At 70.2% G+C, this 21995-nt stretch carries 19 protein-coding genes, 2 tRNA genes and 1 pseudogene; 11 read left to right on the top strand and 11 right to left on the bottom strand.

Annotated features, from left to right (window positions below):
• The first annotated feature begins 238 nt into the window (after positions 1–238).
• The 4 genes from SLINC_RS17130 to SLINC_RS17115 all read left to right on the top strand — a co-directional run bounded on the left by SLINC_RS17130 (position 239) and on the right by SLINC_RS17115 (position 3216).
• Positions 239–946 carry a hypothetical protein gene (locus tag SLINC_RS17130; RefSeq protein WP_067433340.1) on the top strand — a complete coding sequence of 236 codons (708 nt, stop codon included), beginning with the start codon at positions 239–241 and terminating at the stop codon, positions 944–946.
• 124 nt (positions 947–1070) lie between these two features.
• The gene (locus SLINC_RS17125) at positions 1071–1850 is read left to right on the top strand and encodes an HAD-IIA family hydrolase (RefSeq protein WP_067433337.1); all 780 of its coding nucleotides are present in this window, start codon (positions 1071–1073) and stop codon (positions 1848–1850) included.
• 103 nt (positions 1851–1953) lie between these two features.
• Complete coding sequence (locus SLINC_RS17120; protein ID WP_067433334.1) at positions 1954–2508, top strand: hypothetical protein; 555 nt, start codon at positions 1954–1956, stop codon at positions 2506–2508.
• A gap of 6 nt (positions 2509–2514) precedes the next feature.
• A complete protein-coding gene (locus SLINC_RS17115) occupies positions 2515–3216 on the top strand; it encodes a class F sortase (RefSeq protein ID WP_067433330.1) in 702 nt (233 codons plus the stop codon).
• A gap of 422 nt (positions 3217–3638) precedes the next feature.
• On the opposite strand, the gene SLINC_RS17110 is transcribed toward SLINC_RS17115, so the two are convergent.
• The gene (locus SLINC_RS17110; protein ID WP_067433327.1) at positions 3639–4430 is read right to left on the bottom strand and encodes a GAF and ANTAR domain-containing protein; all 792 of its coding nucleotides are present in this window, start codon (positions 4428–4430) and stop codon (positions 3639–3641) included.
• Positions 4431–4595: 165 nt separating this feature from the next.
• Between SLINC_RS17110 and SLINC_RS17105 the strand changes: the two genes are divergently transcribed.
• Positions 4596–5642: a glycoside hydrolase family 6 protein gene (locus tag SLINC_RS17105; protein ID WP_067433324.1), complete on the top strand. Its 1047-nt coding sequence runs from the start codon at positions 4596–4598 to the stop codon at positions 5640–5642.
• Positions 5643–5750: 108 nt separating this feature from the next.
• Here the strand turns inward: SLINC_RS17105 and glxA are convergent, their stop codons facing one another.
• The 4 genes from glxA to SLINC_RS17085 all read right to left on the bottom strand — a co-directional run bounded on the left by glxA (position 5751) and on the right by SLINC_RS17085 (position 11234).
• Positions 5751–7688, bottom strand: coding sequence for a radical copper oxidase GlxA (gene glxA / locus SLINC_RS17100; RefSeq protein WP_067433321.1), 1938 nt, complete (start codon positions 7686–7688; stop codon positions 5751–5753).
• Entirely contained in the window at positions 7685–9709 is a 2025-nt protein-coding gene (locus SLINC_RS17095; RefSeq protein WP_067433317.1) for a glycosyltransferase family 2 protein, read from the bottom strand. The genes glxA and SLINC_RS17095 overlap by 4 nt, the downstream gene beginning before the upstream one ends.
• Positions 9710–10024: 315 nt before the next feature.
• A complete protein-coding gene (locus SLINC_RS17090) occupies positions 10025–10738 on the bottom strand; it encodes a FadR/GntR family transcriptional regulator (RefSeq protein ID WP_067433314.1) in 714 nt (237 codons plus the stop codon).
• 422 nt (positions 10739–11160) lie between these two features.
• A tRNA-Lys gene (locus SLINC_RS17085) sits at positions 11161–11234 on the bottom strand.
• A gap of 177 nt (positions 11235–11411) precedes the next feature.
• Here SLINC_RS17085 and SLINC_RS17080 point away from each other — a divergent pair.
• The 5 genes and pseudogenes from SLINC_RS17080 to SLINC_RS17060 form a co-directional block, all read left to right on the top strand.
• Positions 11412–12710 carry a peptidoglycan-binding protein gene (locus SLINC_RS17080; RefSeq protein ID WP_067433311.1) on the top strand — a complete coding sequence of 433 codons (1299 nt, stop codon included), beginning with the start codon at positions 11412–11414 and terminating at the stop codon, positions 12708–12710.
• A gap of 59 nt (positions 12711–12769) precedes the next feature.
• Positions 12770–13879 (top strand): SPFH domain-containing protein, encoded by a 1110-nt coding sequence (locus SLINC_RS17075; RefSeq protein ID WP_067433308.1) that lies wholly within the window; start codon positions 12770–12772, stop codon positions 13877–13879.
• Positions 13880–13992: 113 nt separating this feature from the next.
• Positions 13993–14598 carry a lytic polysaccharide monooxygenase auxiliary activity family 9 protein gene (locus SLINC_RS17070; RefSeq protein ID WP_067433306.1) on the top strand — a complete coding sequence of 202 codons (606 nt, stop codon included), beginning with the start codon at positions 13993–13995 and terminating at the stop codon, positions 14596–14598.
• A gap of 119 nt (positions 14599–14717) precedes the next feature.
• Positions 14718–15197, top strand: a complete 480-nt coding sequence (locus SLINC_RS17065) for a hypothetical protein (protein WP_067433302.1) — start codon at positions 14718–14720, stop codon at positions 15195–15197.
• Between the two features lie 40 nt (positions 15198–15237).
• A pseudogene (locus SLINC_RS17060) lies at positions 15238–16818 on the top strand (long-chain-fatty-acid--CoA ligase); the annotation flags it as partial.
• A gap of 138 nt (positions 16819–16956) precedes the next feature.
• On the opposite strand, the gene SLINC_RS17055 reads toward SLINC_RS17060, so the two are convergent.
• From SLINC_RS17055 to ehuB, 6 genes are all read right to left on the bottom strand, one after another.
• Positions 16957–17030: transfer RNA gene (locus tag SLINC_RS17055), tRNA-Lys, on the bottom strand.
• A gap of 97 nt (positions 17031–17127) precedes the next feature.
• The gene (locus tag SLINC_RS17050) at positions 17128–17886 is read right to left on the bottom strand and encodes an IclR family transcriptional regulator (RefSeq protein ID WP_067433301.1); all 759 of its coding nucleotides are present in this window, start codon (positions 17884–17886) and stop codon (positions 17128–17130) included.
• Positions 17887–18103: 217 nt separating this feature from the next.
• Positions 18104–18928, bottom strand: coding sequence for an ectoine/hydroxyectoine ABC transporter ATP-binding protein EhuA (ehuA, locus tag SLINC_RS17045; protein WP_079164569.1), 825 nt, complete (start codon positions 18926–18928; stop codon positions 18104–18106).
• Positions 18918–19565 carry an ectoine/hydroxyectoine ABC transporter permease subunit EhuD gene (gene ehuD, locus SLINC_RS17040; RefSeq protein WP_067433300.1) on the bottom strand — a complete coding sequence of 216 codons (648 nt, stop codon included), beginning with the start codon at positions 19563–19565 and terminating at the stop codon, positions 18918–18920. The genes ehuA and ehuD overlap by 11 nt, the downstream gene beginning before the upstream one ends.
• Complete coding sequence (ehuC, locus tag SLINC_RS17035) at positions 19565–20302, bottom strand: ectoine/hydroxyectoine ABC transporter permease subunit EhuC (protein ID WP_067445435.1); 738 nt, start codon at positions 20300–20302, stop codon at positions 19565–19567. The genes ehuD and ehuC overlap by 1 nt, the downstream gene beginning before the upstream one ends.
• Positions 20302–21228: an ectoine/hydroxyectoine ABC transporter substrate-binding protein EhuB gene (ehuB, locus tag SLINC_RS17030; RefSeq protein ID WP_067433299.1), complete on the bottom strand. Its 927-nt coding sequence runs from the start codon at positions 21226–21228 to the stop codon at positions 20302–20304. Before ehuB ends, ehuC begins: the two co-directional genes overlap by 1 nt.
• Before the next feature lie 96 nt (positions 21229–21324).
• Between ehuB and SLINC_RS17025 the strand changes: the two genes are divergently transcribed.
• Positions 21325–21819: a DUF3830 family protein gene (locus SLINC_RS17025; RefSeq protein WP_067433296.1), complete on the top strand. Its 495-nt coding sequence runs from the start codon at positions 21325–21327 to the stop codon at positions 21817–21819.
• The last annotated feature ends 176 nt before the right edge of the window (positions 21820–21995 follow it).

Raw genomic sequence — 21995 nt, 5'->3', positions numbered from 1 at the left:
TGAGGGTGCGGCGCAGTTGCTGTTGGCGCCGTTGTTCGGCTTGGCGGACGGCTGACGCCGGCGCCCCGCGTTCGGTCCGGCAGACGGCAGACGGCAGACGGTTGACGCCGGCTCCCCGTGCTCGCACTCGGGCCTGGCGAGGCCGACGTCGGGGGCCTGCGCTGATCGAGGGGACTTGTGTGGCCGTACGGAGCGGCGTCGCCCGGTCGGCCCGCGCCTCCGGCATGGTCATGTGTTCATGCGACTGCCCATGACCGCCTGTCTCTGTCTCGCGGCAGCCGCCGCACTGCTGCCCACGTCGGCGCAGGCCCACTCCGGACCCTCCTCGTGCGCCACCTCCGGGGAGCGCGGCTTCCCGCTCACCACCCGTGTCCACGGCGGCCCGAACGCCTACGAGGCGGGGGGCGGCTACGGCACCTGGTATCTGGACCTCACCAACACCACCGCCCGGACCTGCGGAAACATCCACCCCGTGATCGTCCTGGTCGACGGCGAGCGGGCACTGGCACCCGCCCAGCCCCGGCTGGAGTTCTATGACGGGGACCGCCCCCACCCGGTCCGCTTCGAGGAGACCGACGCGGACGAACTCGTCGGCGTCCTCGCCGACGAGCGCGGCGGCTTCCCCGGCTTCACGGTCGGCCCCGGCCGGACGCTCACCGTGAAGGTGCGCCTCGCGGTCACCTCGGACGCCGTGGCGAACCGGGTCACCGCCAACGCGGCCGTCGTACAACGGCACGACGGCGACGGCGAGTGGGTGGGGCAGTCGAACGACTACCGCTTCACCATCGACGCCGACCCCGCCCCGAACCCCGACGCCCCGGACGGCCTCCCCTTCGCCGACGAACTCGCCCGCACCGGCGTCGGCCCCACCCTCGCCGCCCTCGCCACGGCCGCCCTCCTCCTCATCACCGGCGCCGTCCTCCTGCCGGTCCGCAGACGCCGCTGACCCGCCCTCCCGTAAGCCCGCCCCGCAAGCCCGCCCCGAACTGGCCATTCCCCCAAGATCCGGCCACTGTCTACTCTGGGCCCACGCAGCAACGCGTACATGCGTACGGCAGGAGATCCCGCACATGGCAGACCGCAGGCCCATCGAGTCGTGGCTCACCGACATGGACGGTGTGCTCATCCACGAGGGCGTACCGATCCCCGGCGCCGACGCCTTCCTGAAGAAGTTGCGCGAGTCCGGCAGGCCCTTCCTGGTCCTCACCAACAACTCGATCTACACCCCGCGCGACCTGCACGCCCGGCTGCGCCGCATGGGCCTGGAGGTGCCGGTCGAGTCGATCTGGACCTCGGCGCTGGCCACCGCCCAGTTCCTGGACGACCAGCGGCCGGGCGGATCGGCGTACGTCATCGGCGAGGCGGGGCTGACGACCGCGCTGCACGACATCGGCTACATCCTCACCGACCACGAGCCGGACTACGTCGTCCTCGGCGAGACGCGGACCTACTCCTTCGAGGCCATGACCAAGGCCGTACGGCTGATCGAGGGCGGCGCCCGCTTCATCGCCACCAACCCCGACGAGACGGGCCCCTCCGCCGAGGGCCCGCTGCCCGCGACCGGCGCCGTCGCCGCGCTGATCACCAAGGCGACCGGCAAGCAGCCCTACTTCGCGGGCAAGCCGAACCCGCTGATGATGCGGACCGGCCTCAACGCGATCGGCGCGCACTCCGAGACCAGCGCCATGATCGGGGACCGGATGGACACCGACGTCCTCGCCGGGATGGAGGCCGGGATGCAGACGTTCCTGGTGCTCACCGGACTGACCCGGCCCGACCAGGTCGAGGACTTCCCGTACCGGCCGTCCAGGATCGTGGACTCGATCGCGGACCTGGTCGAGCGGATCTGAAACCCGCCGGGGCACGAACATGACCCGTACGGAGCAGTGCGGCCCCGCTGCGGATGCGGGGCCGCCGCCCGAGAGGGACGCTCCAGATATCTGGAGGTTCACGATGGGTTCCCTACGCCTCACTCTCTGTGCCACCGCCCTGGCCGTCACCGCTCTCACCCCGGCCGCCCACGCGGCGGACGGCGGCAGCGTCTCGGTCACCCCGTCGTCCCCCGCCCCCGGCGCCGAGGTCGCGCTGCGGGTGAGCGGCTGCACCGGGAGATCGGCCACCGCCGCGTCGGCCGCGTTCGTCGCGGACGCCCGGCTCACCGGCGCCGACGGCACGCTCGCCGGCCAGACCCAGGTCCGTTCCACGATCGAGCCCGGCTCCTACGACGTGAAGATCACCTGCGTCGACTTCGAGGTCAAGGGCACGATCACCGTCGGCACCGACACACCGGGCAAGCCGGACGAGGGTCGTCCCACCACCCCCGCCTCGCCGGTCGCCCCCGTGCTCGCCGGAGGCGGCGGCACCGCCCGGCTCGCCGCGGCGGACACCGCCGACGCCCGCCCGACAGGGCCCGGCACGGGGCACGCCGTGACCGGACTGGTGCTCGCCGGGGTCGCCGCGCTGGCCGTCGTGCTGCTCGGCAGCCGCCGGAGCCGCAGGACGGGCTGACCCGCCATGCCGGACCACGAACGCTTCTCCGACCCCTCGCACCCCGCCGACCGGGAACGCCCCCGCGGCACCGGCCGGATGCTGACCGGCCTCGCCTGGGCGGTCCTGCTGCTCGGGCTGTGGCTGTGGGGGCGCGAGGTGACCGACGTACGCCACGGGATATCCGGGCCGGCCACCGGTGACATGGCCGCGGTCGGACGGCCGCCGCAGGTCGAGCTGCCGCCCGCGCACCGCCCGCTCGGTGCCGCGCTGCCGCAACGCCTCGACATCCCCGACCTGGGAGTGCAGGCACCGGTGGTGGCCCGCGGCCTCGACGGCCAGGGCGCGATCGACCCGCCGCCCTACGACCAGGCCGGCGTGGTCGGCTGGTACGCGGCCGGCGCGACGCCGGGCGCGGCCGGGACCGCGCTGATGGTGGGACACGTCGACACCGAGACCCGGCCGGCCGTCTTCTACAAGATCAGCGCGATGAAGCCCGGCGAGACGGTCCGGGTGATCCGGGACGACGGCCGGGTCGCCGAGTTCACCGTCGACGACGTCCAGGTCCTCACCCGCGACCGCTTCGACGCCCGGCAGGCCTACGGCCCCCGGGAGACCGGCCGGGCGGAACTGCGGCTCATCACCTGCGGCGGCACCTTCGACCGGGCGAGCCGCAGCTACACGGCGAACGTGATCGTCTCGGCGTATCTCACCGGAACCGGCCTGTGACCGCCCTCGGGACGGTGGAGCACCTGGCCCGGTCGGCGGCCCGCTCCCCCCAAAGCCGCCGACCGGGCTGGTCCTCAACCGCGGGCGCACGGGTTGCGGGAGTAACCCGGCGACCGGCGCGGGAGGCTGCGAAAACCACGGTGGGTGAATGCTTGGCCGGGGGCTGGGGCCGTATGAGAAGACTTTAGAACGAATGAGCGCCCGGGCCTAGAGGGTGATGGACGCCAAGTCCCGGACCGGTGGCTCTGCGTCATCCACGCAGGTCGTCGAAGGGCTGCGAGCCGGTCGACCGGTCGTCTGCGACACGGGGGGCGGCCGGTTCGCGCCCCGAATGGCCGACGGACCACCCATGGAGGCCGTTCCGCGGGCGCGGACCGGGCCCCCGACCACCCGTCCCGCACACCCCGTGGCGAAGCGAGGCCCTACGGCGTTCCGCCCGGCGAGCCGGGCAGCGAGCCCTCGGCCTCCCTGCGCAGGGCGTCGTCGTCCGCCACACGCTCGATGACCGCGCTCGCCACCCGGTCCAGCGGCAGCCGGTGCCGGCGCGCGTACTGCCGGAGCGCGATGAACGCCTGGTCGGCACCGACCCGCCAGCGCTCGGCGAGCATGCCCTTGGCCTGTTCGATGCGGACCCTGCTGGACAGGGCCTGTTGCAACTGCCCGGACAGGGTCAGCGACCGGCTGTAGGCGCGGTGGTTGTGCAGACCGACGGCGGCGGCGTCGGCGAGGGCCTGGGCCACGAGCACCTCCGGGGCCCAGTCGCCCGGCGGGTCGTTGGCGGGAAGGGTCGGCACGAACACGTTGAGGGCGCCGAGCAGGGTCTCGCGGCAGCGCAGCGGCACGGCGTAGGTCGCCACGATGTCGTGCCGGAGCGCCCGCTCGGTGAAGGTGGGCCAGCGGGCGCCCACATGGGCGGTGCGGATGGAGACGGGCGGTACCGGCCGTCCGGAGCCGTAGCTCTCCAGACAGGGGCCGCCGCCGTGCTGTGCCTCCAGCAGATCGAGCGCCACGCGCTGGTTCCGGCTGCTGGCCGCCAGGGACACCGCCCGGTCCCCGTCGATCAGCATCACCCCGGCGGTACGGGCCGCGAGCAGCTCCACACAGCGATCGGACGTCCGTTCTAAATGTCGGGTGACGTCGAAATCCTCGACGAGTGTGTCGGCCGCTTCCACCAGTGCCGCGGCCAGCTGGATCTCCCTGGTGGTGTACTGCATGCCTGAGCACTCCCCTTCCGGTGACGAGCGCCCCCGTACAGGCGCGCGGTTACCCCGGCGATCGTGGCCGTAACAGGTCTTGGACAAGGCTGGGACGACCTCGTGGGCGGCGCGACGGGTGTGTCAGGATTGAGACTTGGAACGGTGCACCCAAGGGGGAGTTGGATGTACGTCAGCAGGGGGGCCAGGAGGGTTTCCCGCACGGGGGCTTCCGCGGTGGTGCTGGGGGCGGCACTGCTGATCGCGGGATGTTCCTCGTCGGGGGACGGAGACAAGAGCAAGGAGAGCGAGGGGGCCGACGCCGGAGCGGGCATCACCCAACAGCCCAAGGCGACCGATCCGTTCTGGGTCAACCCGGACGGCAACGCGGCCAAGCAGGTGGCGGCCCTTGAGAAGGCCGGCAAGAAGCAGGACGCCGAACAGATCCGCAAGATCGCCGAGCAGCCGGCCGCCGAGTGGATCGTCCCGGAGAACTCCGAGGAACAGGCCCGCGGTTACACCGAGGCCGCCGCCAAGGCCGACCGTGACGCCCTGCTCGTCGTCTACAACATCCCGCACCGCGACTGCGGCCAGTTCTCGGGCGGCGGCGCCGCCGACGGCAACGCCTACCGGTCCTTCATCGACGGCCTCGCCAAGGGCATCGGCGACCGTCCCGCCACGGTGATCCTGGAACCGGACGCCGTGCTCCACATGGTCGACAACTGCACGCCCGAGGAGTTCCACGAGGAGCGCTACGACCTGCTCAAGGGCGCCGTCGAGAAGCTCAAGTCCCTGAAGAACACCAAGGTCTACCTGGACGCGGGCAACGCCGGCTGGGGCAAGCCCGACGACATCTCCCAACCCCTCCAGCGCGCCGGCGTCGACCGCGCCGACGGCTTCTCGGTCAACGTCTCCAACTTCTACTCCACCGACGACTCCATCGCCTACGGCAAGGAACTCTCCGCCAAGGTCGGCAACAAACCCTTCGTCATCGACACCAGCCGCAACGGCAACGGCCCCTACGAAGAGGGCAACCCCGACGAACGCTGGTGCAACCCACCCGGCCGGGCCCTCGGCGAGCCCCCGACGACGAAGACGGCAGACCCCCTGGTCGACGCCTACGTCTGGGTCAAGCGGCCCGGAGAGTCGGACGGCGAATGCAAGGGCGGCCCGAAGGCGGGCGAGTGGTGGCCCGAGTACGCCTTGAAACTGGCGCAAGGATCGGACACCTAGGGGCGCGGGAGTAGCGGCGCCTTCCAGGCAACGGCAATCCCCGCGCCCCTCAGGGGCGCGGGGAACTGCGCGACCAGCCACGACGGCGCCGCAGCCGACAACGAACCCTTACGGCACCCGAACCCACTGCGCCTTGCTCGGCGTCCCCTGATCGTCATCCACGAACAGCATGTACCACCCCGACTGCACCAGATTCTTGTTCTTCGGCACCGTCACGGTGATCTTGTTCCCCGACGCCTTGAAGTCCAGCGCGATCGACCGCTGGTCCACGTCCGTCACATGCGTGGCCGCACTCGGCCGAATCAAGCGCACCTTCTTGATCGACGAGGCGTGCTGCGAGGTGAACGTCCCCGAGGCCCCCCGGGCAATCGTCTCCGGCCCCCCGGACAACGACGGCTGCGCCCCTCGGTAGAGATACGGCGGCGTGTAGATCTCGATCCGCTGCTCGAACGTCCCCGGCTTCGTGTTCCCCTTGTCCCCGTACAGGGAGTCCGACCCGAAGAACATCACCCGCCCGTCGGGCAGCAGGATCGACCCGGAGTGGTAGTTCCGCCCGACCAGCGGATCGGCGACCCGCTCGAACCCGTTGCCCGACGGGTCGTAGAGCCGCGCCTGGAGGATGTTGGAGTCGCCGCGCCCGCGGTAGTCCTGCGAACCGCCGGACACCAGCACGGAGTCGTCCGGCAGGATCGACGCCTGCGCGTACCGCGTGCCCTTCTCCAGGCTCGGCCCGTCCTCGAACTTCGGGTCGTCCGCCTTGAGGTCGACGATCCGGGTCTTCTCGCTGGACCGCTTGGACTCGCCGACCCCGCCGCCGCCGATCACCATGTACTTCTCGTCCTGCGCCGGCGGCAGCAGCACGGTCCCGGAGGTCTCCAGCAGCTTGGGGTCGCTCAGCCCGGGCACCTTGGTGAACTTGTTGCTCTCCACGTCCCAGACGCCCGGCTCACGGCCGACGTCGTCCGGCCCGTAGCCCGCGTTCGAGCCCGAGTAGAAGATCTTGCCGTTCTGCATCAGGAACAGCGCGGGGTAGGTCGGGAACTGCCGGACCTTGTCCGTGTACGTCCACTTCTTGGTCTTGGGGTCGAAGACCTCGTTCTTGCCCGGCACCAGCTGCCCGATGTCGTCGAGCCCGGAGACGCTGAGGATCTTCCCGTCGCTCAGGGTGGTGAGCGTCGGATACCAGCGGGCCTCCTTCATCGGGTCGACCTTGATGTACTTCTCGGCGACCGGGTCGAACTCGAAGGCGTCCCGGATCCCCTGGAAGTCCTTCTTGTCGAGGGCGAGCTTCTGCGCGATGCCGTAGGTGTTCTTGGCGTCCGCGCCGGACAGCCCCTGCACGGCGTAGTTGTCCTGCGTGCCCGTCTCGTGCGCGGCGCCGCTCTTCTGCGCCTCGACGTAGATCCGGCCGAGCCCCGGCTTGTTGCCGGTGAACTTGCCGGTGTTCTTGTCGAACGTCTTCGTCGCGCGCTCGACGGTGACCGGGTCCTTCGAGACGAAGGTCTTGCCGTTCTCCTTGCCGGTGAACCGGGTGCCCGCGGGCAGCGTGATCGGCTTGTCCGGGTTCTCGTTGTGGACGATCATCAGGCCGCCGGCCTTGGTGACGTCACCCTTGAGCTTCTCGTACCGCTTGGTGCCGCCCGCGATCAGCAGGTTGCCGTTGGCGAGCTGGGTGTGGCCGGTGCAGAACAGGTCCTTGGGCGTCGGCACCTTCTTGATGGTGCCCTTGACCGGGTCCCAGATCCGGGTGTCGAACTTCTTGTCGTCGAAGTTGTCCTGGTTGTTGCCCGACCCGGCGACGAGCAGCACCTTCCCGGTGCGCAGCAGCGCCGCGTGGATGGTGTTCTGCCGGTACTCCTCGGGGAACTCGACGATGTCCCACTTGCCGTTCTCGGCTTTGTACTCAGGCTTGTTGATTTGGTACTGGTGGTATTTCTCGGTCCCGAAGCGGTACAGCCACGGGCCGTTCATCCCGGCCAGCGCGAGCACCACCGCCGTGCCGATCACGAGTCGACGGGCGCGGCGGCGGCCTGCACGGTCGTTCATTCCTTACGTCCCCCAAGTCCACCAAGGGCGATCTGCATGGTCTGGTCCCCCGTGCTCCCCGTACCGCCCGAGGTGTTCGAGGCGGCGGCCCAGCTCGGCTTGTGCTGCGGAGCGTGCTGGGCCGGGGTGCGCTGCGTGGGCAGCGGCTGCGGCTCGTAGGGACCCGCGGGGGCCGCGGGTGCCATGGGAGCCGCCGGTGCCGCTTCCCGCGGCTCCTGCGCGGGCGCGGGGGGCTTCTTCCGCTCCTGGCGCAGCATGTGGCGCCAGGCGAAGATCGGCGTGGCGGTGATCAGGGTGGCGAAGGTCGCCCAGATGATCATCGCGGGGTGGGAGTGTCCGAAGACGAAGCCGGCGGTGATCGAGGCGCCGAAGATCAGGATGAAGTACCAGTGGTAGCGGAAGGTCCCGAACCAGCGGTCGGGGCTGGCGGAGTCGCCCTTGGGCGTGACCACGAACTTGCTCTTGCGGCGCAGCATCGAGTCGACCAGCGCCTTGGCGTACAGCGGCGCGGACAGCGCGGACATCACCATGCCGGCCACACCGCCGGAGCCCTCCGGCTCGTGCGGGGAGACGTTGTGCCGCCGGTTCCAGACGTAGAGGCCGATCTGGAGCGCGGAGGCGTTGCCGTAGAGCATCAGCCACACGGTCGGGTCGATGTTCACACCCGAGGCGCCCAGGCCCAGGAAGAGCGCGCAGCTGAGGGCCGCGAGGATCCAGTTGAGGGCGGACATCGGGTAGAAGATGATCATCATCGTGTAGTTGAAGAGCTTGCTCGGCGGCAGCGAGTAGAAGCCCTTCCAGTACTGCTTGAGGATCGTCTCGTACGTCCCGCGCGACCAGCGCATCTGCTGGGTGAAGAAGTCCGTCCAGGCACTGGGACCCTCACCGACCGCGAGCACGTCCGGGGTGTACACCGAGCGCCACTTCTTGCCCGTCGCGGGGTTCTTGTGGCGGTGGATCTCGAACCCGGTGGCCATGTCCTCGGTGATCGAGTCGTACAGGCCGCCGATCTGCTTGAGCGCCTTGATGCGTACGGCGTTGGAGGTGCCCACGAACATCGGGGAGCCGTACTTGTTGCCGGCCCGCTGGATCAGCGCGTGGAAGAGGAACTGCTGCGACTCGGCGGCCTTGGTGACGAAGTTGTCGTAGTTGCCGTAGACCTGCGGGCCGATGACGAAGCCGATGTTCGGGTCGCGGAAGAAGCCGAGCATCCGCTCCAGGTAGTTGGGCAGCGGCACGTGGTCGGTGTCGACCGAGGCGAAGAAGTCGTAGTGGTCGCCGTGCGCGTCCAGCCAGGCGTTGTAGTTGCCGTGCTTGGTCTTGGCGCGGTGCGGGCCCTTGGCCTGGTTCCACTTCGCGACGCCCTTGCGGGAGAAGTGGTGCACGCCCAGGCGCGCGCAGACGGCCTTCACCTCGGGGTCGTCGCCCTCGTCCAGCAGCCAGACATGCATGAGGCCGCGGTGGCGGATCTTCACCGCGGCTTCCAGGGTCTTCGTCACCATCTCCAGCGGCTCCTTGCCGGGCACGAAGGAGGTGAGGAAGGCCACTCTGGTGCCGGTCTCGGGGACCACCGGGATCGGGTCGCGGGCGACCAGGGTGGCGTGCGCGTTCGACAGCACGTTCATGCAGCGGAAGAACTCGATCAGACCGATCGCCACGAGCATCACGATGTCGAGCGCGGGCAGCCAGGCGAAGGCCGGGTAGTCGCGCTCGGTCCAGTGCTCGGGCTGGAGCAGCCAGGCCAGCAGGACCAGCGACAGCAGCGGCGCGGCGGCGAGCATGAGCGCCACTCTGATGCGGTGCGGCTCCTGCGAGATCAGGGAGCGGTACTGCACTCTGTACGGCTTGCCCGGATCGGGCTGCGTCAGGGGGCCGGCCAGCCGGCTGTAGTGCTCGTAGTCGTACTTGGGCAGCGTCTTCTTGATCCGACGGAACGCACCGGTCCGATGTGAAGGCACCCTGAGCTGGGTGGTCTGTGACGGGTCGTAGTTCTGCCGGGCGCCCGTCGGCGTCGACGTCATGAGTCATCCCCCCACACGCACGTCACTGCGTGTTGTGTCGTTACTTCACGGCTGCTCGGGTCCCCCTAGACCCTTCACAGTCGTATCAGCGGTGGGCCACAGTCACCACATCGTCCACACGCATGGACACAGAACTGCGACCTTCCGGTTGCATGATGCCCCCCTCGGCATCAGCTCAGAAACGGGGCCCCCTTTCCCCGCAACACCGGCAACCGGCTCCTTGCCCCCCAAGTGCCGCGTATACGCAGCATCTTGAAAACCAGGGTTCTACGGTGTTCATCATGATCGCAAGATGCGAAACGCGGTGTTTACCGGTCATACGCGTTCATTGTGGCCCCTGTGGGGACCTTGTGGAGTCGTTGTGGACAGCCGGGTGCGGATGTTGCCGAAGTGCTTCCTTATGGCCTGCTCGGCCCCCGCGGCGTCGCCGGACCGCACCGCGTCCAGGATGTCCCGGTGCTGGCGGCACGTGACCTGTGGGTCCTGGGCCACGCCTCCGAGGTCCGTGCGCACGCGGTGGAAGGCGTCCCAGAACGCCTCCAGCACCTCGCTCAGCAGCACGTTGTCCAGTCCTCGGTAGAGAGTGGCGTGAAACGCCCGGTCGGTCTCGGCGAGACCCGCCCCTTGGGCGGCCTCCCGTTCCATACGGTCCACGAGCGCGTCCAGTTCAACGAGATCCGGTGCGGGGATCCGGCCCGCGAGCCGGGAGATCAGCCCGCTCTCCACGGCCTCGCGCAGTTCCAGCAGCTGGAGCAGCGAGTCCTCGCCGCGGTAGTGCCCGGCGACCGTGCGGAAGGTGAGGCCCTCGATCATCGGGGCCAGCGACATCGGGCCGACGTAGGTCCCGAAGCCGTGCCGGATCTCCACGATGCCCATCGCCTGCAACGCCTTCAACGCCTCCCGCACCGAGTTCCGGCTCGCCCCGAGCAACTCCATCAGCTCCTGCTCGGTCGGCAGCGGATCCCCGGACCCCAGCCGCCGATCAAGGACGAGCTTCTTGATCCGCTCCTGAAGATCCCACGCCACCATGGCGAGAGGGTATCCGTCCGACAGCATGGCGAAGGCCCCCCGGACCCCCAGCCGCCTGTGCGGCCGCCGGGCCTCACCCGCCCATGGCGAAGGCCCCCCGCACGCGCGAGGGGCCTCACCTGTCTGTGCGCCGCCAGGGACTCGAACCCCGGACCCGCTGATGCTGCATTCCCCGGGGGGTAACCCCCGGACCCCCAGCCGTCTGTGCGGCACCGGGAAGAGCCCGCGCCCATGGCGAAGGCCTCCCGCACTTGCGAGGGGCCTCACTTGTCTGTGCGCCGCCAGGGACTCGAACCCCGGACCCGCTGATGCTGCATTCCCCGGGGGGTAACCCCCGGACCCCCAGCCGCCTGTGCGGCACCGGGAAGAATCCGCGCGCATGGCGAAGGCCCCCCGCACTTGCGAGGGGCCTCACCTGTCTGTGCGCCGCCAGGGACTCGAACCCCGGACCCGCTGATTAAGAGTCAGCTGCTCTAACCAACTGAGCTAGCGGCGCCTGCTGACCTGCACAACTTTACCGGATGTCGGACGGTGCTCCGGACCGGGCGGGGAGGCGCCCGGAGGGGTGGCGTACATCATTCGGACCGTCAACATGCGCGTCGGGACGACAGTTGAGAAACTGACGAATGTGTACAGGCGCGGACATTTCCATCCGGAATGTGAGGGGAATCGCATGGCGACTCCGGTCTTCGAGGAATTCGATCCCGCGAGTGACTGCGACTGCCCCGGATGCGTTCACTGGCGGCGGGCCCTGCCGCACTCCTCGTCGGGCCGCCACCCGGCGGCCCACCGGGCCGTGATCCTCGCCGCGGCGGCCGCCACGGCGGCCGTCGCCGGTCACCCCGCCGTCGCCCACGCCGCCCCCGGCCACCCGGGCACTCCCGTCCGGGACGAACCCGACACCCCCCAGGGCGGCAAGACCGCGCTGCACGGACCGGCCGGCCGCCCCGGGGGCCCGCTGAAGACCCCTGAGACCACCCGCGCCGACATCATCAGGCGGGCCAAGACCTGGGTCGCCGAGAAAGTGCCGTACAGCATGTCCCGGTACTGGGGCGACGGGTACCGGCAGGACTGCTCGGGCTTCGTGTCGATGGCCTGGAACCTGCCGGGCAACGAGTGGACGGGCAGCCTCGACCAGTACGGGGTGCGGATCGCCAAGGATGACCTCCAGCCCGGGGACATCCTGCTGTTCCACAACCCCTCGAACCCCCAGCAGGGCTCCCACGTGGTGATCTTCGGCGGCTGGACCGACTACACGCACACCTCCTACATCGCCTACGAGGAGACCCGCCCGTACGCCCGCAGGCAGGCCACCCCGTACGCCTACTGGAGCCACTCCGACCGCTATCTCGCCTACCGCTACAAGGGGCTCGCGGGCGGCACGGCCGGACCCGGCAGCGACAAACCCGGCACCGCGAAACCGGACGGGGAGGCCGGGACGCCGTACCCGGGACGGGCGTACTTCGGACCCGGCGCCAACAACAAGCACGTCGCCCTGCTCGGCCGCATGCTCGTCGAGCGCGGCGCCGGGCGGTACTACACCTCCGGTCCGGGACCGCGCTGGTCGGACGCGGACCGCAGGGCGACCCAGGCCTTCCAGCAGGCCCAGGGCTGGCGCGGCCAGGATGCCGACGGGCTGCCGGGCCCGCTGACCTGGACGCTGCTGGTCTCGGGCGGGGGCAAGGACATCACGTCCGGGGCGGCGGGCCCGCCTGCCCCCTCCTCGCACGGCGTGCCCGGCTACCCGGGCCGGGCGGTCTTCCGGCCCGGCGTGACCAGCGCCCACGTCACGCAGCTCGGGAAGCAGCTGGTGAAGAAAGGATTCGGCAAGTACTACACATCCGGTCCGGGACCGCGCTGGGGCGAGGCGGACCGACGGGCCGTGGAGGCCTTCCAGCGCGCCCAGGGCTGGCGCGGCGGCGCGGCGGACGGCTACCCCGGGCCGGAGACCTGGCGGCGGCTCTTCAAGTAGACCCGGTTCGGACGTCACCCCACTGTCATGACGCATCTGGCGCGGAGGCTGGAGCACGCATGAGTACGACCACCCCCCACACCCCTGAGTCCGAGGGCCCGTCGAGGCCCGCCCGGCTCATCCAGAACGAGTCGACCACCGAGATCCCCGTCCATCTGCTGTTCCGGGACGACCCGGACCCGGCCCCCGTACCGCTGAGGCCCGCGGTGGTGGGGCGCCGGCAGGGGACGGGCGAGCAGCCCCGCTTCCGGCGTCAGGTGCCGGCCGCGCCCCGGCCCGTGGCCGAGGTCGACCCCGCGCTGACGGAGCGGCCCGCCCGCGTACTGCCCGGCGCGGTGGGCGTGTTCGCCGGGGCCTGCGGGCTGGCCGGGGGTGTCGCGACCTCGTGGTGGGCCGGCGTGCTGCCGCCGCTCGCGGCCGAGGCGCTTCAGCTGCCCTCGTACGCCGGGACCGGCCTCGGCCCCGTGCAGTGGGCGGCGTACGCCGGGGCCGGCGCCCTCGGTCTGTTCGGCTTCGGCGGTCTCGCGCGCGGGCGGACCGGACGGGCCTGGGTGCTCGGCCTGTTCGGCCGCTACCGGGGGACGGTCCGGCGCACCGGCCTGCTGTGGGTCAACCCGCTGCTGCTGCGCCGCCGGGTCGACGTACGGCTGCGGCACTGGCGCAGCGAGCCGATGGCGGCGGCCGACGCGAACGGGGTCGCGCTGCGGGCCGTGGTCCTGGTGGTGTGGCGGGTGCGGGACACCGCGCGGGCCACACTCGGCGTCGAGGACCACGAGACGTATCTGCGCGAGTGCGTGGAGGCGACGCTGGCCCGGGTGCCGGTGGAGACGCCCGGATCGGCGCGGAGCTCCGCCGACGCGGCCGCGGAGGTGCTGACCCGGCTGGTGGCGGGGGACGCGGCACCGGTCGGGATCGAGGTGTTCTCGGTACGGCCGCTGCGTGTGGAGTACGCCCCCGAGGTCGCCGCCGCGATGCACCGCCGCCGGATCGCCGCGCTGGACGCCCAGCACCGGGCGAGCGTGCTCACCTCGGTCGTCGACTCGGTGGAGGACACGGTGACCCGGCTGACCATGCGGGGCCTGGTGGAACTGGACGACTACGAACGCAAGGCGCTGGTCAAGGACCTGACGGTGGCGTTCTGCTCAGGACGCGGGGAGACGTCCGCCTGAACGGTCCTGCGATTGGTATGGACATGTTCAACCAACGCCAATAATCTCAGACTTGGTCTAGACCTACCTGCACGGCTCGCAGAACTTCCCCCACGTTCTCCAGGAGCGGCAGCATGCGCAAAAGGACCAAGTGGTACGCCGCCGCGCTCGGCCTCGCGACGACCGGAGCCCTGGTGCTCTCGTCCGGTGGTGCGAGCGGACACGGCTACACCGACCTCCCCGTCAGCCGTCAGAAGCTCTGCCAGAACGGCTCCGTGACCAACTGCGGCGACATCCAGTGGGAGCCGCAGAGCGTCGAGGGCCCCAAGGGCTTCCCCGCCTCCGGCCCGGCCGACGGGCGGATATGTTCCGGGAACAACACGCGCTTCGCGCAGCTCGACAGCCCGCGGACCCCGTCCGGCGGCGCCTGGCCCGCCACGAGGGTGTCCGGCGGCCAGAGCTACACCTTCCGCTGGCAGTTCACGGCCATGCACGCCACGAGCGACTTCAAGTACTACGTCACCAGGCCGGGCTGGAACCAGAACCACAACCTGGCCCGCTCCGACCTCAACCTCACCCCGTTTCTGACCGTCCCCTACGGCGGTCAGCGACCCCCGTCCACGCTCTCCCACAGCGGCACCCTGCCGTCCGGCCTCAGCGGCCGCCACGTCATCGTCGCGGTGTGGACGGTCGCGGACACGGCCAACGCGTTCTACGCCTGCTCGGACGTCACGTTCTGAGCCTGTCGGGGACTTCTGGGGTTTCCTGAGGTTCCCTTGAGCGAATCGAGCGGTCGGCGTGGGTATTTTCCTCCTACGCCGACCGACCAGGGTCGGTGCACGGACCTCGGGGGATTCGCATGGACGTGATGTTCTACGCCGTACCCAGCCTCATCATGGCCGTCGCGTTGTTCGGCGGCTATCGCGTGGTGCGGCGCTGGCTCCAGATGCGCGGCGCCTGGAACAGCGGCCTCACGGCCGAGGCCCGCTGTTTGCGGATGTTCACGACGACGCGCGGCGGTGGCGGCGACTCGCATGTGCGGACGGTCGTCCACCACGTCTACGAGTTCACCGCCCGCGACGGCCGCACCGTCCGCTTCGAGGAGGAGGACGGCCCGCGGACCATCCTGGAGGGCGACATCGTCACCGTCCACTACACGGACGGACGCGAGGTGGTGGCCACGGCCGTCCCGCCGCGCCCGGCCAAGCAGGCGGCGGCAACCTTCGCCATCCTGGCCTTCCTCGGCGTGATGGTGGCCTTCTGCATCGGCTTCATGGTCACCTACAGCGACTTCTCCTCGTCGTCGGACAGCGTGGACTCCGAGATCACGGGCTTCTAGCCCTCCACATCTGACGGTTCGTCAACTACCGTGCGCCCCCATGGAGTCCGAGGCGCGCACGGTGGCCGAGCTGGTCGCCCGCCGGTGGGGCGACCACCGGCCGGGGCTGTGGTGCGGGGAGTCGGTGCTCACGCATCACGAGGCGGCCGCGGGCGCGGCGGCCCGGGCGGCACTGCTGGCCGATCTGCTGCCGCGGGACGCCGTACCGCATGTGGGCGTGCTGCTCGACAACACCCTTGAATATCCCCTGTGGTTGAGCGCGGCCGCCCTCGCGCGTGCCGCGGTCGCCGGCATCAATCCCACGCGCCGGGGCGCCGAGCTGGCCCGGGACATCCTGCACACCGAGTGCCGGATCCTGGTCACCGAGCGGACCCATCTGCCGCTGCTCGACGGCCTCGACCTGCCCGGCGTACACCTGCTGGTCACCGGCACGCGCGAGTACGACGACCTGCTGGCGCCCTACGCCGGTGCCCGGCCGGACGCCTCCCGGGCCACCCCCGCCGACCGCCTCCTGCTCTACTTCACCTCGGGCTCGACCGGCGCCCCCAAGGCCGCGCTCTGCTCCCAGGGGCGGCTGGCCGCGGCGGGGGGCTCGCTGGCCGGGCAGTTCTCCGTGGGGCCGGACGACGTGCACTACGTCTGCATGCCGATGTTCCACGGCAACGCGGTGATCGCCGACTGGGCGCCCGCGCTCCACGCCGGGGCGGGGGTGGCGCTGCGGCGGCGGTTCTCGGCGTCGCGGTTCCTGGCCGACGTGCGGGAGCACGGGGCGACGTACTTCACGTACGTGGGCCGGGCCGTGCAGTACGTCCTGGCCACCGAGCCGCGCCCCGACGACCGTGACAACCCGCTCCGCCTCGGCTTCGGCACCGAGGCGGGTGCGGTGGACGCGGCGGCCTTCGAGCGGCGCTTCGGGGTGCGGCTGGTGGAGGGGTACGGCTCCTCGGAGGGCGGCGCGGCGATCCAGTGGCGGCCGGGCACACCGCCCGGCGCGGTCGGTCCCGCCGTACCCGGGCTGGTCGTCCTGGACCCGGAGACGGGCAACGAGTGCCCGCCGGCGGTCTTCGACCCGGCCGGGCGGCTGCGGAACGGGGACGCGGCCATCGGGGAGCTGGTCAACCGCGGGCCCAGCCCCTTCGAGGGGTACTGGCGCAACCCGGCGGCGGAGGCCGAGCGGCGGCACGACGGCGGGTACTGGACGGGCGACCTCTTCTACCGGGACACCGACGGCTACCTCTACTTCGCCGGCCGCACCGACGACCGCCTGCGCGTCGACAGCGAGAACCTGGCCGCCGCGATGATCGAGAACATCCTCGCCCGGTACGAGGGGGCACTCGCCGTCGCCGTGTACGCCGTCCCCGATCCGGTGACCGGGGACCAGGTGATGGCGGCCCTCGCCGGCACCTTCGACCCGGCCTCCTTCGCGGCCTTCCTGGACGCCCAGCCCGACCTGGGCACGAAGATGGCCCCCCGCTTCATACGGGTCCTGGACCGCATGCCGGTCACCGCCACGAACAAGATCCACCGCGCTCGCCTCAGGAAGGAGGGCGTGACCTGCACCGACCCGGTGTGGTGGTGCCCGCCGGGGGAGAAGGAGTACCGGGAGCTGACCGAGGCGGACCGGGTGCGGCTGATCTCCGAGTACGGGGTCCGGGGGGTGCGGGTGGCGGAGCCCCCGCAACGCGCGGCGAAGTCGCGCAGACACGACGATGGCGAGGTGGTTCGCGCTTTCCGCGAACACGCCTCGCCATCGACATCGTGCGCCGCCAGGGACTCGAACCCCGGACCCGCTGATTAAGAGTCAGCTGCTCTAACCAACTGAGCTAGCGGCGCATGACTCCCGCCCTCCGCCTTCGGCGGCGGGCGACGAGAAAATACTACCTGGTCCGGAGAGGTGCTCCCGACCACGCGCCGCGAGCCCGGGGATGCTCTAGATCGCCAGGGACAGCAGTACCGGTGCCGCTCCCCGGTTCAGTTTGTCCGCGGCCTGGCGGAGGCGGTGGGCGTGTTCGAGTGGGAGGGAGAGGGCCAGGCAGCCGACGGAGGAGCCGGCGGTGATCGGGACGGCCGCGCAGACCGTGCCGACCGCGTACTCCTGGAGGTCGAGGTGGGGCACGGTGGGCGGCTGGGTCTCCAGACGGGAGAGCAGTAGCCGGTCGCTGGTGATGGTGCGCGAGGTGAGCCGGGCCATCTTGTGCCGGGAAAGATGGTCCCGGCGGCCGTTGTGGTCGAGCTGGCCGAGCAGGCTCTTGCCGAGCGCGGTGGCGTGTGCGCAGGAGCGGAAGTCCACCCACTCGTTGACCGCGGGAGTGGCGGGGCCGTCGGCGTACTGGGCGACGGTGACCTCACCGTCGACGTACCGGCTGATGTAGACGGCGGCGCCGATCGAGTCGCGCAGCCGGTCGAGGGTGCTCTGGAGTTTCTCGCGCAGGGCCTGGTCACGGTCCTGGGCGGAGCCGAGGCGGGTGAGGGCGGCGCCGGTGACGTACGCCCCGTCGGCGACCTGCTCGACGTAGCCCTCGCGGCGCAGCATCCTCAGGAGCGTGGTCAGGCGCTCCGGGCTGAGGCCGGTCAGGCGGGCGAGCCGGCTGTCGGTGACTCCTGTGGTGTGTCGCGCCACGGTCTCCAGGACACGCAGCGCGTCCTGGGTCGAGTGGTACGGCGCGGTCGGCTCGTGCTTCAGCGCCACGGTTTCCCCCTGCGCTCGGTCGCTCTGTGAGTGGGGCCGTAATCCGGACAGCGAATCCTCTCCACGATAACGGGCAAGGGGCATGCGGTGAGCGCCTGTTGACGAGATTCCGATGGCCCCGCACCCCTCCCAGCAGCGGCGCTGAGACTCCGGCATATGCCGGAGTCACGACCCGCCCTCCGGACCTCGGGTATTGAACAACGTTCACCTCTTGTGCTCAGAGGATGGCGCTGAGAAATTCCCGTGTCCGGTCCTGCTCGGGCTCGCTGAAGATCTTCTCCGGCGGCCCCGACTCGATGACATGTCCGGAGTCGAACATCAGGACCTGGTCGGAGATGTCCCGGGCGAAGTTCATCTCGTGGGTCACACAGAGCATCGTGATGTCGGTGGTGCGGGCGATGTCCCGCAGCACGTCGAGGACGCCCGCGACCAGCTCCGGGTCCAGCGCGGAGGTCACCTCGTCGAGCAGCAGGACCTGCGGACGCATCGCCAGCGCCCGGGCGATCGCCACCCGCTGCTGCTGGCCGCCGGACAGCTGGGTCGGGTACTTGTCGATGTGCTCGGTCAGGCCCACCAGTTCGAGCAGATCCCGGGCCCGCTGCTCGGCCTCGTCCTTGGACAGGCCGAGAACGGTGACCGGAGCCTCGGTGATGTTGCGCAGCACCTTCATGTTCGGGAAGAGGTTGAACTGCTGGAAGACCATCCCGATGTTCTTGCGGACCTCGCGGATGTGCTTCTCGCCCGCCGGGGCGAGGTGGCCGTTCTTCTGCTCGTGGAAGAGGAAGTTGTCACCGACCTTGATCGTGCCCTCGTCGGGCTTGACCAGGGTCATCAGCAGCCGCAGGATCGTCGTCTTGCCGGAGCCGGACGGGCCGATGAGGGTGACGTGCTTGCCGGAGGCCACCGAGAAGTCCAGCTCGTCCAGGACGGTGTTGCTCCCGAAGCGCTTGGTGACCTTGTCGAAGCGGATCAGCTCGCTGCCGTCCACCGGCGGGTTGTCGTTGCCGTCGTGATCGTTCTTCACAGGGGTGTCAGCGGACAAGACGTCGCTCCAGGGCTCGGATCAGGAGGGAAGCGGGGTAGGCGATGACGATGAAGGCCACCCCCACGATGGTGAGCGCCTCCGTGGTGAAGGTCTCGTTGCTGAAGGCCTGGGCCTCGCCGAGCATGTCGAAGGCGCCGATGGTCGCGATCATCGGCGAGTCCTTGAGCATGGCGACGACGTAGTTGCCGAGTGGCGGGACGACGCGGCGGATCGCCTGCGGCAGGATCACCGAGCGCCAGGTGCGGCTCTTGGACAGGCTCAGTGCCGTGGCCGCCTCCCACTGGCCGGCGGGGACGCCTTCGATGCCCGCGCGGTAGACCTCAGCGGTGTAGGTGGAGTAGTGCAGCCCGAGGCCGACGATGCCGGTGGTGAGCGGCGACATCGACGGGCCGAAGTTGGGCACCACGTAGAACAGGAAGAAGAGCTGCACCAGCAGCGGGGTGTTGCGGATGAACTCCGTGACGGCGACGACCGGCCAGCGCACCCAGACCAGCGGGGACCGCTGTGCCAGCGCCCACACCAGACCGAGGGCGAAGGAGATCAGGGTGCCGATGGCCAGGGCCTGGAGCGTGACCAGCACGCCGTCCCAGAACCGCGGCATGAAGTCGTCCACGACCTGCCAGTCCCAGTTCATCAGATACCTCCGGAGGACTGGGTGCCGGCCTGCGCACTCCCGGCGCGGGCGCTGAGCTTCGCGGTGATGCCGCCCCGCTTCTCGGGCTGCTGCCCGATTCCGGCCTTGGCCTTGCGCTCCAGCACCCGCATCCCGCGGGTGATGAGGAAGGCGAAGACGAAGTACAGCACCAGCAGCAGCGTGTAGACCGGCGTGGTCTCGTTGGTGCCCAGCCGGAGCAGATTGCCGGCGAAGGTCATGTCGGCCACCGTGATGACCGAGACCAGGGCGGTGCCCTTCATCAACTCGATCAGCAGGTTGTTGAACGGCGGGACCATCTCGGGCCACGCCTGGGGCAGTTCGATGAGGCGCAGCCGTTGCCAGCGGGTGAAGTTGAGGGCGATGCCCGCTTCCTTCTGGGCCGGCGAGACGGCGGCCAGGGAACCGCGGACGACCTCGGAACCGTAGGCGCCGTAGGTGAGGCCGAGTGCGCTGACGCCGGCCCACATGGGTGCCAGCTGCCAGCCGAAGAGGGGCAGGGCGAAGAACATCCAGAACATCAGCACCAGGGCCGACGTGCCGCGGAAGACCTCGAAGTAGACCCCGGCGAGGAAACGGACGATCCAGTACTGCGAGGCGCGGGCGAGACCGATCCCGAACGCCACGGCCGCGCCGAGGGCCGCGGCGTACACCGTCACCTGGACGGTGACCCAGATACCCGGCAGGAACCAGGTGGTGAAGAACTCCGAGCTCATCATCAGCCGCACAGCTCCTTCGCCGTGAGGTCGGTCATGTCGGACATGGTGAAGCCGAACGGGCTGACGATGTCGAGAAGCTCCTTGTAGTCGTTCTCCTTGAGCTTCAGCAGTTCCGCGTTGAACTCGTCGCGGAAGTTCTTCTCGGACAGCCGGAAGGCGAATCCGCCCGCGCCGTAGGCGGGTTTCCCGTCCACCACGGGCTGGAAGGGCGTGGTCGCCGAGACGCGGCCCGACCCCGCCACCGCGTCCTTGACCGTGATGCGGGTGCCCGCGAAGGCGTCCACCCGGCCCTGGGCCACCGCGTCGAGACCGGCCACCTGGTCCGGCAGGACGAGGACGTTGCCGATGCCCGCGGCCTTGGCGTAGTCGATCTGGGCGTAGGCCTTGCCGGAGGCGAGTCTGAGGCCCTTCTTCTTGACGTCCGCGTAGGTCTTGATGCCGTGCGGATTGCCCTTCTTCACGATGAAGGAGTCCAGCATCAGGTAGTCCGGGTCGGCGAACAGCACCTGTTCGCAGCGGACGGGGTTGATGTACATCCCGGCGGACACCACGTCGAACTGCCGTGCCTTCAGCCCGGGAATGAGGGCCCCGAAGTCCACCGGCACCGGCGTGACCTCGTCGATGCCGAGCTTCTTGAAGATCACCTCGGCGATCGCGGGTGCTTCCCCGGTGGCCTGCCCATCGTCTCCGACGTAACCGAAGGGCGGCTCGCTGGCTATGCCGATCTTCACGGATCCCTGGTCCCGCAGGGTGTCCAGCAGGCTGCCTCCGAGTACCTTCCCCTCGCCGGGGACGCGGCTGCAGCCGACCATCCCGAGACTTCCCACCGCACCGAGCGACACCGCTCCGGCAAGTAGTGAGCGGCGGCTGAGCGTTCTTTGGGGTTCGTTGTCGGTTCCTGATCGGTTTGCGTGTGGTCGGGCCATGGGCGCGCGGCTACCCGACTTCATGAAGGTTATGCGGATCACTTTCGGCCCCGGTGGTCGCCGAGGCCCCCTTGACCACAGGTGGACCATGGACGCATGGCTGACCGATACATCGAAGTCTCCCTGGTCAAGCGCGGTGTCACCGCCACCGCGAAGCTCCTCGACGACCGTGCGCCGATCACCTGCGCGGCGGTCTGGGACGCCCTCCCGCTGAGCGGGGACGTCTACCACGCCAAGTACGCCCGCAACGAGATCTACGCCCTCTTCGAACCCTTCGCCGCCGCCGAGCCGCCCTTGGAGAACCCCACGGTGACTCCGATCCCGGGCGATCTCTGCTACTTCTCCTTCGCGGGCGCGGAGCTGGGCACGAAGGCCTACGGCTACGACCGCGAGGTCCGCTCCGGGGCGACCCTCGTCGACCTCGCCCTCTTCTACGAGCGCAACAACCTCCTCCTCAACGGCGACGTGGGCTGGGTCCCGGGGATCGTGTGGGGGCAGATCACCGAGGGCCTGCCGGAGCTGGCGGACGCCTGCAACGACCTGTGGCGCAACGGAGCGGCGGGCGAGAGCCTCAGCTTCCGCCGGGCCTGACCGGACCGGCCGGGTACCCGCCGGACCGTCGGGGAGCGGGCCAGGGGCGCACGGCCCGAACGCGGGCGCCCCCGGGAGTCGGCCCACGGCCTCCGGTGCGTCCCGGGCCGGTTCCGGATGCGGGCCGCTTCTCTTTGCGGCGCCGGCTCTGCCCCCCTGTTGGCCGCGCCGGGCGC

Origin of the sequence: Streptomyces lincolnensis (genome assembly GCF_001685355.1) — a bacterium.
In the GTDB taxonomy this organism is placed as follows: Bacteria; Actinomycetota; Actinomycetes; order Streptomycetales; family Streptomycetaceae; genus Streptomyces; species Streptomyces lincolnensis.
Note: the sequence above shows the minus strand (reverse complement) of the source record. Positions and strands in the feature narration are given on the sequence as shown.